At 64.9% G+C, this 12,976-nt stretch carries 11 protein-coding genes; 6 read left to right on the forward strand and 5 right to left on the reverse strand.

The window, feature by feature from the left end:
• The 5 genes from GKC28_RS21025 to GKC28_RS21045 all read right to left on the reverse strand — a co-directional run.
• The coding region (locus tag GKC28_RS21025; RefSeq protein WP_174148953.1) for an ATP-binding cassette domain-containing protein at positions 1 to 295 on the reverse strand (295 nt) is incomplete at its 3' end.
• Complete coding sequence (locus GKC28_RS21030; protein WP_174148987.1) at positions 288 to 1,271, reverse strand: branched-chain amino acid ABC transporter permease; 984 nt, start codon at positions 1,269 to 1,271, stop codon at positions 288 to 290. The genes GKC28_RS21030 and GKC28_RS21025, both read right to left, overlap by 8 nt.
• 2 nt (positions 1,272 to 1,273) lie before the next feature.
• Positions 1,274 to 2,194 carry a branched-chain amino acid ABC transporter permease gene (locus GKC28_RS21035; protein WP_174148954.1) on the reverse strand — a complete coding sequence of 307 codons (921 nt, stop codon included), beginning with the start codon at positions 2,192 to 2,194 and terminating at the stop codon, positions 1,274 to 1,276.
• Positions 2,195 to 2,267: 73 nt separating this feature from the next.
• The gene (locus tag GKC28_RS21040; RefSeq protein WP_174148955.1) at positions 2,268 to 3,404 is read right to left on the reverse strand and encodes an ABC transporter substrate-binding protein; all 1,137 of its coding nucleotides are present in this window, start codon (positions 3,402 to 3,404) and stop codon (positions 2,268 to 2,270) included.
• Positions 3,405 to 3,708: 304 nt separating this feature from the next.
• Positions 3,709 to 4,605, reverse strand: coding sequence for a LysR family transcriptional regulator (locus GKC28_RS21045; RefSeq protein ID WP_174148956.1), 897 nt, complete (start codon positions 4,603 to 4,605; stop codon positions 3,709 to 3,711).
• Between the two features lie 141 nt (positions 4,606 to 4,746).
• Here GKC28_RS21045 and GKC28_RS21050 point away from each other — a divergent pair, with 141 nt between their 5' ends.
• The 6 genes from GKC28_RS21050 (at position 4,747) to GKC28_RS21075 (ending at position 12,965) form a co-directional block, all read left to right on the forward strand.
• Positions 4,747 to 5,367, forward strand: a complete 621-nt coding sequence (locus tag GKC28_RS21050) for a glutathione S-transferase family protein (protein ID WP_174148957.1) — start codon at positions 4,747 to 4,749, stop codon at positions 5,365 to 5,367.
• A 59-nt stretch (positions 5,368 to 5,426) separates the two neighbouring features.
• On the forward strand, positions 5,427 to 6,413 hold the full coding sequence (locus GKC28_RS21055) for a pyridoxamine 5'-phosphate oxidase family protein (protein WP_174148958.1): 987 nt from the start codon (positions 5,427 to 5,429) through the stop codon (positions 6,411 to 6,413).
• A gap of 137 nt (positions 6,414 to 6,550) precedes the next feature.
• Positions 6,551 to 8,956 (forward strand): FAD-dependent oxidoreductase, encoded by a 2,406-nt coding sequence (locus tag GKC28_RS21060; protein WP_174148959.1) that lies wholly within the window; start codon positions 6,551 to 6,553, stop codon positions 8,954 to 8,956.
• A gap of 4 nt (positions 8,957 to 8,960) precedes the next feature.
• Positions 8,961 to 10,517 carry a trimethylamine methyltransferase family protein gene (locus tag GKC28_RS21065; protein ID WP_174148960.1) on the forward strand — a complete coding sequence of 519 codons (1,557 nt, stop codon included), beginning with the start codon at positions 8,961 to 8,963 and terminating at the stop codon, positions 10,515 to 10,517.
• A 1-nt stretch (position 10,518) separates the two neighbouring features.
• Entirely contained in the window at positions 10,519 to 11,190 is a 672-nt protein-coding gene (locus tag GKC28_RS21070; RefSeq protein ID WP_174148961.1) for a TetR/AcrR family transcriptional regulator, read from the forward strand.
• Positions 11,191 to 11,438: 248 nt separating this feature from the next.
• Positions 11,439 to 12,965 (forward strand): DUF4153 domain-containing protein, encoded by a 1,527-nt coding sequence (locus GKC28_RS21075; protein ID WP_174148962.1) that lies wholly within the window; start codon positions 11,439 to 11,441, stop codon positions 12,963 to 12,965.
• Positions 12,966 to 12,976 lie beyond the last annotated feature (11 nt).

Here is a 12,976-nt window from a genome sequence, read left to right on the forward strand (position 1 = left end):
GCAGCACGGTGTATTCCATCGCCAGCGCCGAGATCTGGAACGTCCGCCCCAGCCCCATCCGCGCCCGCGCCACGGTGTCCAGCGCGGTAACATCCCGGCCCAGCAGTTCAACTGAGCCGCTGTCCGGCGCGATATTGCCCGCGATCTGCTTGATCAGGGTGGATTTGCCCGCCCCGTTCGGCCCGATCAGCGCGTGGATTTCCCCGGGCCGCAGGTCCAGCGAGACATCCTTGCTCGCCTGCAACGCGCCAAAGCTCTTGCTCAGGCTCTTGGTTTTCAGAACCGCATCAGCCATGCGCCTTCTCCCGTCCAGCCAGCGCCCCGATCAGCCCGCCGCGGGCAAACAGCACGATCAGCAGCAGAAGCACGCCCAGGAAGATCTGCCAGTAATCGCTGACCCCGCCCAGGAGATGCTCCAGCATGATGTAAAGCGCAGCACCCGCAACCGGCCCATACAGCCGCCCGACACCGCCGAGGATCACAAAGATCATGATCTCGCCGCTGGTATGCCAGCTGAGCATGGTGGGGCTGACAAAGCGGTTCAGGTCGGCAAACAGAGCGCCCGCCAGCCCAGTGATCGCACCGGAAATCACAAAGGCGGTCAGCCGCAGGGCAAACGGCGTGAGGCCCACCGCCTGCACCCGGTCCTCATTCTGCCGCGCTGCTGCCAGCGCCAGCCCGAAGGGTGAGCGCGCCAGCCGCGCCGCGAAAACCAGCGCCAGGCAGAGGATGACATAGGCGATGGCAAAGAACTGGATCGGATCCAGGGTGTTGAGGCCGGGAAAATCGTTGCGCACCCAGATCGACAGCCCGTCCTCGCCGCCGTAAGCGCTCCAGCTGATCGCGAAGTAGTAAAGCATCTGCCCGAAGGCGAGGGTGATCATGATGAAATAGACACCCGAGGTGCGCAGCGACAGCGCCCCGATCACCAGCGCGGCAAGCGCGCTGAACACAACCGCAACCAGCCAGATCAGCGGCATCTGGTTGCTGCCCTCAAACAGGAAGGGCCATTCAAACAGCGGCTCATAATTTTGGGCATGGGCGGCCAGAATGCCCATGGCATAGCCGCCGATCCCGAAAAACGCCGCATGGCCCAGGCTGATCAGCCCGCCAAGGCCAAGGGCAATGTTCAGCCCGACCCCCGCCAGTGCCAGGATCGCGGCCTTGGTCGCCAGGGTGATGATGAACGGCTCATCCAGGCTCCACGCCGCCACCGGCACGATCAGCAGCGCCGCAATCATCGCCCAATTGAGCAGGCTCTCGCGCGTCATCATCATGCGCTCCCCCCGTACAGACCCGAGGGGCGCACCAGCAGGATCGCCGCCATCAGGATATAGATCAGCATTGACGCCAGCGACGCCCCGGCAGAGGCCGCGCTGGCCGGGTCCAGAAACAGGCCAAACAGCTGCGGCAGGAACACGCCGCCCAGCGTATCGGTCATCCCCACCAGCAGCGCCCCGGCCAGCGCGCCCTTGATGGAGCCGATACCGCCGATCACGATCACCACAAAGGCCAGGATCAGCACCGGCTCCCCCATGCCGACCTGCACCGACTGGATCGCGCCAACCAGCGCGCCTGCCAGCCCGGCCAGCGCCGCGCCAAGGGCAAAGACCAGCGTGTAGAGTTTGGAAATATCGACGCCGAGGGCGGCAATCATCTCCCGGTCCGCCTCGCCTGCGCGGATCTGGATGCCGATGCGGGTGCGCGCGATCAGCAGGAACAGCCCGGCGGCGATGCCCAATCCGATCAGGATGATGGTCAGCCGGTAAAGCGGGTATTCAATGCCGCCCGGCAGGCTGACAGGCCCCGACAGGTAGGCCGGCACATCCAGGAACAGCGGGAAGGAGCCGAACAGCCAGCGGGTGCCTTCAGAGAAAATCAGGATCAGCGCAAAGGTCGCGAGCACCTGGTCCAGATGGTCGCGCCGGTAAAGGCGCCGGATCACCACTAGCTCMATCAGCGCCCCGGCGGCGGCCGCGGCGGCGAGGCTCGCGGCCAGCGCCAGCAGGAACGAGCCGGTCCAGCCCGCCACCGCAGCGGCGGCAAAGGCGCCCACCATATAGAGCGAGCCGTGGGCGAGGTTGATCAGCCCCATCACCCCGAACACCAGCGTCAGCCCGGCTGCCATCAGAAACAGCATCACCCCGAGCTGGAGCCCATTCAGGATCTGCTCCAGAACAAGAATATAAGTCATTTTCGGATTTCCGAGGGGGAAGCTTGGCCGCTTGCGGAGACGCCGGACAGGCGTCTCCGCTCAGTGGCTCAGGTCACATCTTGCACTCGCCGCCATAGGCGTCGGCGTGGTCTTTCAGGCCGGTGGCGATGATCTTGTTGGTAAAGACATCGCCTTCCTTGATCACTTCGCGGACATAGATGTCCTGGATCGGGTGATGGTTGTCCCCGAACTTGAAGCTGCCGCGCACGGAAGCGAAATCCGCCGCCTTCAGCGCCGCCCGGAAGGCGTCCTGGTCGGCAGGCTCTGCCTTGTCCAGCGCGCTCAGGATCAGGTTGGCGGTGTCAAAGCCCTGGCTCGCGTACAGCGACGGCAGACGGCCGTATTTCTCTTGGAAGGACGCGACAAACTCAGCGTTGGCCTCATTGTCGATGTCCTTGTTCCATTGCGAGGTGTTCTTCACCCCCAGCGCGGCATCGCCCACCGCCTGCAGGATGCCCTGGTCAAAGGAGAACGCCGGGCCGACGACCGGCAGATCGACACCGCTGCCTGCGTACTGCTTGAGAAAGGAAATCCCCATGCCGCCGGGCAGGAAGAAATAGACCGAGTCCGCACCCGAGGCCCGGATCTGGGCGATTTCGGCAGCGTAATCGGTCTGCCCCAGCTTGGTGTAGATCTCACCCGCCAGCTCGCCCTGGTACATCCTTTTGTAACCGGTCAGCGCGTCCTGGCCCGCCGGGTAGTTCGGCGCCAGGATAAAGCTGTTCTTCAGCCCCGCCTCATTGGCATAGGCGCCCGCAGCCTCGTGCAGGTTGTCGTTCTGCCAGGCTACGTTGAAGTAATTMGGATGGCAGCGCTTGCCCGCCAGGGCCGAGGGGCCCGCGTTCGGCGATAGGTAGAACACGTTCTGCGCGGTCGCCGCGGGCACCACCGCCATCGCCAGGTTCGACCAGATGATGCCGGTCATGATGTCCACCTTCTCGGACTGGATCATCCGGTCGGCGATCTGCACCGCAACGTCGGGCTTGCGCTGATCGTCCTCGATCACCACCTCGACGCCCTCGCGGCCGTCCTGTTCGATCGCCAGCATGAAACCGTCGCGCACATCCACGCCCAGCCCCGCGCCGCCGCCGGACAGGGTGGTGATCATGCCGATCTTGGTGTCGGCCTGGGCCGCAGCCGCCAGCGCCGGGACCGCCGCTGCCATGGCGAGCATCCGAATGGTCTTCATTACGTCTTTCCTCCCAGAATAGGCCCCGGCCCGAAGCCAGGGTTCTTGATCAAATGCTTGCGACTTTAACGCCGCCCCGGCAGAAGCCAAGACCCGCTGCAGCCCGCATCGCCCCGGCTGATCTTGTGCCAGCCCTCGGGATCAGCCTACGCAGGCTTGAATATATATTTCAAGCATAAAATATATAGGGCAATATTGTTGCCCGAATTGCTGCAACTGCATGATATTGGCCTTGTTACCGATACGAAGGGCAGGCCTCTCGCGCTCTCCGGGGTATTGGCCACCAGAAAGAAGCAGCAGGTTCTCAGGCTGGAAAGCCCGGCCCGAAACAGACTGCCAGATGGTCAATCAGCGCCCGGATTCGCACCGTCAGGTGGCGGCTGGAGGGGTAAACGGCGTAAAGCGTTGCCGGGTCGGTTTCCTGTTTTTCGAAAAGCACTTGCAGCCTGCCGTCGCGCAGGAACGGCAGCGCGGTGTAGTGCGGGCAGCGCGCAATACCAAGACCGCTTGCGGCCATATGCGCCACCGCCCGGGGCGAATTGGCCCGGAAGCTGCCGCCGGCGGTGACGGTCCGTTGCGCCGCGCCCTTGCCAAAGACCCAGGCGTCCGGTTGCGGCGAGGTCATCTGCAGCAGGCAGTTGTGAGTGGCCAGCGCCTCCGGCTCCGCCGGTTCGCCGTGCTCGGCCAGATAGTCCGGCGACGCCACCACCACCAGCCGCATGTCACAAAGCTTGCGCGCCACCAGCGTCGAATCCTTCAGGGCACCGAAACGCACGGCCAGATCGACCCCCTCCTCCAGCATCGGCAGATGCCGGTCGGACAGCACCAGCTCCACCGAGACCTTGGGGTGCGTCCGCTGGAAGGGCTGCAGCGCCTCCACCAGTTCGCGGCTGCCGAACCCTGTGGGTGCAGTGATGCGGATCGGTCCTGCCAGCTCCTGCTGGCGCAGCTGCACCACGTCCTCCAGTTCGTCGAATTGATCCAGAAGCGGCAGGCAGCGCTCCAGATAGGCGCGGCCGGTATCGGTCACCGTCACCTTGCGGGTGGTGCGGTTCAGCAGTTGCGCACCCAACTGCTCCTCAAGCCGGGCAACGTATTTACTGGCCAGCTTGGTGCTGATCCCCATTTGCCGGGCACCGCCGGTAAAGGAGCTTTGCGCCGCCACCGCAGCAAAGGCGCGCATGCAGTCCAGCTTGTCCATCGCGGGGTCTCCGGCATCAGTTATGAATGAAATGTACATAATCTTTCCATGAATTGGAATATTATCGCCATGTTTGGCGGGGTGTATCAACTGGGTGTCTTCAGAAACCAGCGGCCGATGCCGCAGCAAAGGACCCCAGACATGGCACATCCGATCCGCATCCACAGCTTCTCCCTCTCCGGCCACGCCCACCGGGTAGAACTGTTTGCCAGCCTCACCGGCATCGCCCATGAGGTGGTGAACGTCGACCTAGCCGGTGGTGAACATAAACAGCCGCCTTTCCTGGCGCTGAACCCGGCAGGCCAGGTGCCGGTGATCGAGGACGGCGAAACGGTGATCAGCGATTCCAACGCCATCCTGGTCTACCTGGCCCGCAAATACGCGCCGTCCTGGCTGCCTACCGATCCGGTGCAAGAGGCCGAGGTGCAGAAGTTTCTGACCCTTGCGGCGGGCGAGATCGCCTTTGGCCCGGCAGCGGCACGGCTGATCAACGTCTTCAACGCCCCGCTGGATGCTGAGTTTTGCGCCACCGTAGCCGCCCGCGTGCTGGGCAAGATCGACGCCCATATGGAGGGCCGCCGCTTCCTGGTCGGCGACGCCCCTACCATCGCCGACGTGGCCGCCTATTCCTACATCGCTCACGCGCCGGAGGGCGGCATCTCGCTGGAGCCTTACCCCAATCTCCGCGCCCTGCTGGCAAATATCGAAGGCTTGAAAGGCTTCAAGCCTATGCCCGCAACCAAGTCCGGCCTCGCAGCCTGATCCCGCGGGCGGCGGTCCATCGGGCCGCCGCCGCAGCGCTCCAGCTAAAGGAGGCTCTAATGCCCCATGACGCAGACAGCCCCTCGCCCTTCCACGCAGGAGAACAGGAAATGCAGCGCCGCGCGGGCAAGCGCGAGATGGCAGAAACCCTGGGCCGCCGGATGATCCGCCCCTTCATGCCTGATGAGCACCGGGAATTCTTTGCCCAGCTGCCGTTCGTTGCCGCCGGCGCCGTGGACGCGGACGGCTGGCCCTGGGCCACCCTGCTGAGCGGTGCGCCCGGCTTTGCCGTCTCGCCCGACCCGGAGCACCTGCAAGTATCGCTGAACGGAACTGCAGGGGACCCGGTCCCGACCGCCATCCGCGAGGGCGCACCGCTGGGGATGTTGGGGATTGAGCTGCACAGCCGCCGCCGCAACCGGCTGAACGGGCGGATCATTTCAGCAGGCCCGGAAGGTTTCACCCTGCGGGTGGACCAGTCCTTTGGCAATTGCCCGCAGTATATTCAGGAGCGGGATCTGACCCCCGCCAATGACGCAGCCCCTGCGCCCCCGCAGGCCTTTACCACACTGCCGCCGGAGCACAGCGCGCGGATCGCCCAGGCCGACACATTCTTTGTTGCCAGCCACATCCCCGCCGGAGCAGACCCGGGACGCGAGGGCGTCGATGTCTCCCACCGCGGCGGGCGGCCCGGTTTTGTCCGGGTGGCGGGCAACACCCTCACCATCCCGGATTTTCGCGGCAACAACCACTTCAACACGCTGGGAAATTTCCTGCTGAATCCGCGCGCTGGCCTGGCCTTACCGGACTTCGAGACCGGCAGCCTTCTGCTGCTGACCGGCACGGTGGAGCTGCTGGAAGAAGACCACCCGGACGTGACGGGTTTTGAACGGGCGCAGCGCGGCTGGCGCTTTACCCTGCACAAGGGGCTTTGGCTGGAATCCGCCCTGCCCTGGCGGACCGGCCCTGGCAGGTTTGCCCCGCAAACCCTGCGCACCGGCACCTGGGCGGAAGCCCGGACCAATACCCGTACATCCGGCAAATAGCGCCCCCCGCGAAAGATCCCGGAATTTTTTTCTGGACAAGACTGTCCAGGATCGCCGATCAATTGGACAGAAATGTCCAAAAGGCGGATTCGGGGGCCTCCCCGCCGGCCCGGCGGCGGCAGACAGGGAGCAAAGCTATGAAGTCGCACTATCGTGCCGTTGTCATCGGAGGCGGCGTTGTCGGCGCCTCCGTCCTCTATCACTTGGCCAAGTTCGGCTGGACCGACGTCTGCCTGATCGAACGCTCGGTTCTGACCGCCGGCTCCAGCTGGCACGCCGCGGGCGGTTTTCACGCGCTGAACGCCGACCCGAACATCGCCTCGCTGCAGGCCTATACCATCGACCTCCTGTCCGAGATCGAACAAGAATCCGGCCAGTCCGTCGGCATGCACATGACCGGCGGCATGACCCTGGCAGGCACCCCCGACCGCTGGGAATGGCTGCAATCGGCTTACCGCACCTTCCAGTCGATCGGCATCGACGACTGCCGCCTGATCACCCCGCAGGAGGCCGGCGAGCTGTGTCCGATCATGTCCACCGAGGGCATCATCGGCGGCATGTGGGCCGACCGCGAGGGCTATGTCGACACCACCGGCACCGTGCACGCCTATGCCGGGGCTGCCAAGAAACGCGGCGCCGAGGTGATCGAGCACAACCGGGTGCTGGAACTGCACCAGGTGGAGGGCGGCTGGCAGGTGGTGACCGAAAAGGGCACCATCCACGCCGAACATGTGGTCAATGCCGCGGGCCTCTGGGCCAAGCAGGTGGGCCGCATGGCGGGCATCGAACTGCCGGTCTCGCCGCTCAACCACCATTACCTGATCTCCGACACCATCCCCGAACTGGAACAGCTCGACTTCGAGGTGCCGATGACCGTGGACCTCGAAGGCTTCACCTATATGCGCCAGGACCAGAAGGGCATCCTCCTGGGCATCTACGAGATCGACCACGAGCATTGGATGATGGACGGCGCGCCCTGGGAATACGGGTTCGAACTGCAGCAGGAAGACCCCGACCGGATCGAGCGCGAACTGACGCTGGGCTTCGAACGCTACCCGGCCTTGCAGCACACCGGCGTCAAGACCTGGGTCAACGGCGCCTTCACCTTTGCCCCCGACGGCAACCCGCTGGTTGGCCCGGTGCGCGGCAAGCCCGGCTACTGGTGCGCCTGCGGCGTGATGGCCGGTTTCCTGCAGGGCGGCGGCGTCGGCAAGTCGCTGGCCGAATGGATGATCCACGGCGAGCCGGCGGCGGATGTTTTTGGCATGGATGTGGCCCGTTTCGGCGACTACGCCCAGAACAAGCGCTTCATCAAGGAAACCACCGGCCAGTTCTACACCCGCCGCTTTGTGATGACCTACCCGAACGAGCAGCTGCCCGCCGGCCGCCCGCTGAAAAAGGCCCCCGCCTATGACGGTATGACCGCCGCTGGCTGTCGCTGGGGTGCAAGCTACGGGCTGGAAATCCCGCTCTATTTCGCCCCGTCGGAAGACTTCACCGAAACCCCGACCCTGAAACGCTCCAACGCCTTTGATATCGTCGCGGACGAATGCAAGGCCGTGCGCGAGTCCGTGGGCCTGTTGGATATTTCCGCCTTCTCGCGGTTCGAGGTCACGGGCACAGGGGCCGAGGCCTGGCTCGACCGCCTGATGGCCTCCAAACTCCCCGCCCCGGGCCGCGCCAAACTGGCGCCGATGCTGTCGCCCGAAGGCCGCCTCAAGGGCGACCTCACCGTGTTCAACTGGGGCGACGGCAGCTGGTGGATCATGGGCAGCTACTACCTGCGCGAATGGCACATGCGCTGGTTCCAGGACCACATGGGCGAAGGGGTCGAGGTGCGCGACGTGACCGATGCCGTCACCGGCTTCAGCCTCTCCGGCCCGAACAGCCGCAAGGTGTTGGAAAAGCTGACCGATGGCCCCATCGCAGACCTGGCCTTCATGGGCTGCGGCACCTTCGACATCGGCATGCTGCGCCTCAAGGTGGGCCGCCTCTCGGTTGCGGGTGAGCTGGGCTTTGAACTCCATTGCTCGGCCGCCGAGCACATCACCCTGCGCGAAACCCTGCTGGAGGCTGGCGCCGACCTCGGCATCCGCGAATACGGTTTCAACGCGTTGCTCAGCCTGCGGCTGGAGAAAAGCTTCGGCATCTGGAGCGCGGAATTCACCCAAGGCTACACCGCAGCACAAACCGGCATGGACCGCTGGATCGACTGGGACAAGGACTTCATCGGCCGCGGCGCCGTGCTGAAGGAACGTGACGCAGGCGGCCCGGAACAAGTCGTGGTGACACTGGAGGTGGACGCAACGGACGCCGACGCCAGCGGCTTTGAGCCGGTCTGGCAGGGCGAAACCCGCGTCGGCTTTGTCACCTCCGGCGGCTATGGCCATACCGTGGGCAAATCACTCGCCATGGCAATGGTGGACCGCGACGCCGCCGCAGAGGGCACCGGACTGACCGTCCATATCGTCGGCCAGGAACGCGCCGCCCGCGTGATTGCGTCCTCCCCCTACGACCCCTCCGGCAGAGCGATGAGAGGTTAAGGCCATGACCATCGAAAATGACAGCGCCGCCCGTGGACGCCGGCGGCGGGGACGCGGCGGCGACGCCGCCCCTGCCCCGCAGCGCAAGACAAACTACCGCCAGCTGAAAAATCCCTTCCCGCTGATGGAGGTCTTCCCGGCGCATCAGATCGCGGACATGCATGAAACCGCGCTGAAAATGCTCGAGGAACTGGGCATGAAGGTGCTGTTGCCAGAGGCCCGCAAGATCTACGCCAAGGGTGGCGCCCGCGTCGATGAAGACAGCGAAATGGTCTATATCGGCCGCGACATGGTGGAGGCGGCGCTGGCCACCGCGCCCCGCTCGATCACCTGCCGCGCCGGGGCACGGGACCGCGATATCACGCTGGAGCTGGGCAGCCTGGTGTTCCAGGCCGGCGCCGGTGCCCCCAATGCCACCGATCTGGAACGCGGCCGCCGCCCTGGCTCCGCCCGGGATTACCTGGAATACCTGCAGCTCACCCATCACTTCGACGTCTTCCACATGATCTCCCCCCAGGTGGAGCCGCAGGACGTCCCCATCCATCTGCGCCATTACTTCACCACCGAGGCGCAGATGACCCGGACCGACAAGTTCCCCTTCATCTTCTCGCGCGGCACGCCGCAGGTGATGGACTGCTTCGAGATGATCCGCGATTTTCGCGGGGTGTCTGACGCGGAGTTCAGGGCAGACCCGCGCTGTTACACCATCATCAACACCAACAGCCCGCGCACGCTGGACATTCCGATGGCGCAGGGGCTGATCGACTTTGCCCGCAACGGCCAGGTCTCGATCATCACGCCATTCACCCTGATGGGCGCCATGGCGCCGATTACCGTTGCGGGCGCCATCACCCTCAGCCATGCGGAGGTGCTGGCCGCGCTGACGCTGACCCAGCTGACAAACCCCGGCGCACCGGTGTGCTATGGCACCTTTACCTCCAACGTCGACATGAAATCCGGCGCCCCGGCCTTTGGCACGCCCGCGCATTTTCAGGCCTCGCTGGCCGCAGGCCAGCTGGCGCGGCACCTCGGGCTTCCATGGCGCTCTGCCGCAGGGTCGGCCTCAAACTGCAATGATGTGCAGGCCGCCAATGAAAACCAGATGGGCCTCTGGGGCTGCCTGATGGCCGGCGCCACCGTGATCATCCACTCGGCCGGCTGGCTCGAAGGCGGGCTTTCGGTCTCCTACGAGAAACTGATAACCGACGCCGAAGTGCTGAACATGATTGCCGAACTTTGCGCAGGCGCTGAGGCCGGAACGGACGAAATAGGCTACTCCAGCGCCCTGACACAGGTGGAGCCGCAGGGGCATTTCTTTGCCGCCCCCCAGACCATGGAGCGCTACAGCACCGAATTCTATGGGCCGGTGGTGCATGACTACGCCAATTTCGGCACCTGGACAGAACGCGGCGCCCTGGATGCCAGCCAGCGCGCCACCCGGGTCTGGAAGGACATCCTCGCCCGTGATAACCGGCCCGCAACGGATGATACCCGCGCTGAGGCCCTGCAGGCCTTCATCGCCAAACGCACCGCGGAAGGCGGCGCCCCGCCGGAGAGCTGACATGGCCAGACGCGCCGCCCCTGTGCTGCACCGGGACAACCCCGACAAGGAACCGCTGAGCGGCCATGTGAAGGTCACGCCGGAGGACTGGCTGAACGTGGCCCGCGACCTGCTGGTCAGCGAAGGGGTGGCCGGGGTCAAGGTGCTGGCGATCGGCGAGCGGCTCGGCGTCTCGCGCTCCAGCTTCTACTGGTACTTCAAAAGCCGCAAACACTTGCTGGAGGCGCTGCTGGACGATTGGGAGGCGCGCAACACCGCGCCCATCCTCGACCATTGCAACCTGCCCGCCGCCAATATCTCCTGGGCGGTCTGCAATTTCTTCCGCTGCTTTGTCGACCCGGACCTGTTCGACGCATCCCTGGACTTCGCGGTCCGCGAATGGTCGCGCCGCGACGGCAAGGTGCGCAACCGGATCGACGCGGCGGATGCGCAGCGGCTTGCCGCCGTGACGGCCATGTATGAGTGCCACGGCTACTCCGCCTATGAAGCAGAGGCCCGCGCCCGGATCCTCTATTTCATGCAATGCGGCTATCACGCGCTGGAAGTGCGTGAACCGATGCAGGCCCGCACCGCCCGGCTGGAGGGCTATTTGCTGGGCTTCACCGGGGTCGAGCCGGACCCGGAGGCGGTGGCCGCCGCCCGGATCTTTGCCGAAGGCAAGATGGCCCCCTGAGGCGCTTGCGGCGGCGGCAGAAGCGAGGGGCAGGCTCAATCGGCCTGCCGCACTCGCGGCCGCAAACGCCAGATGCACGCGCGAGTCATCATGCGGCAGCACACCCGGGAAACGTCATCAGGCTGACGCCGCTTCCATGCACGAAATCTGCACAAAAGCCCCCTTAAACCTGCGGAGACAGCACGCCAAAGCTGCAAGCGCGGGCCTCATCCTGCCTGGCAAAGAGATTTGAGAGCAGGAGACAGGACATGAGGCAGGAACTGGTTATTCACGGGGTGCCCGACAGCATCAGGCTGGATGGGTGGTGGCTGGAAACGGCGGACGGGCCGCCGCAGGCGCAGCCCCGCCGCCGCAAGGACGGCGGGCCGCTTTTCGCCTCGTTGCGAATGCGCCATGCAATTCCGCTTCTGGCATCGCTGGTTGCAGTTGCGGACTGGCTGTTCTGGGATCAGCCGGCGGGCATTTCGGTTGCAGTCTTTGCGCTGATCCTCTCTGCCGCCGTCATGGCGATGAAGCCCCGCCGGCCAACAGCCCGCGAATGGGCAGGCGCCGCAGGTTTTGCCCTGCTCAGCAACCTGCCTGCGGCAATTGAGCTGCAGTTCCTGTCCGTCCTGTTCAGCCTCGGCGGCCTGATCTGCCTGACGGCCTGGGCAATCTACGGCCCAGCCGTCAGCGAGAAGTTGGCGCTGCGCACCGCCCTGCGCCTGCCAACGGTTGGCGCCGTGCTGCTGCTGCGCGATGCATTCCGCGCCATGCCTGCCTCGGACCTCAGCTCAGGCGCCCGCCGCCAGGCGGCCTCGCTAGCGCTGCCGCTGCTCATGGGGGCGGTTTTCCTGATGCTGCTGGCCTCTGCCAACCCCGTGCTGGAGGAGTTTCTGGCAGAGCTGGACCCCGGCCGCCTGTTCGAGCTGGAATTCTGGCTGCGGCTCCTGTTCTGGACCGTGATGGCAGCTCTGCTGTGGCCCTGCCTCAACCTCAGCGGGACATGGCTGGGCAGTGCAGCACCGCCCGTCTCCATGCAAAAAGCAGGCCCAAGCCGGGCCGCCTTTCTGATCAACCCGGTCTCGGTGCGCAATTCGCTGGTGCTGTTCAACCTGCTGTTTCTGGTCCAAACGGTGATGGACCTCGGCATCCTGACCGGCGGCGTGTCCCTGCCTGAAAGGATGAGCTATGCCTCTTACGCCCACCGCGGCTCCTATCCGCTGGTGGTGACGGCACTGCTGGCCGGCGTGTTCACACTGGTGACGCGCAGCATGACCGGCACCGACCGCAGCTTGCGCGCTCTGGTCTACCTCTGGCTGGCGCAGAACATGTTCCTGGTGCTGACCGCAGCCATCCGGCTGCACCATTACGTCGGGGCCTATGCGCTGACTTACCTGCGGGTGGCCGCCTTTATCTGGATGGCACTGGTGCTGGCGGGACTGGTGCTGACCGTGATGCAAATCCACCGCGGCCACGGCAATGCCTGGCTGCTGCGCCGCTGCTTTGCCGCACTTCTGGGCACTCTTTACATCTGCGGTTTCGTGAACTTCGCCGAAGTTATCGCCCGCTACAACCTGACACACGGCAGCACGCTGGCGGAACAGGACAGCTATTACATCTGCAGCCTCGGCGCCGGTGCCTACCCCGCCGTCCATGCCTTTGAAACCGAAATCGGACAGCAGGTCTGCGGCAGCGCAATGCACTATGACCTGTACAAAACCGCCATCACCAACTGGCGCGAATGGGGCTTTCGGAGGTGGCGGATCCAAGCCTATTATCAGCAGCAGAATTGAAGGACCCCATT

Source organism: Leisingera sp. ANG59 (genome assembly GCF_013317235.1).
Taxonomy (GTDB): Bacteria; Pseudomonadota; Alphaproteobacteria; order Rhodobacterales; family Rhodobacteraceae; genus Leisingera.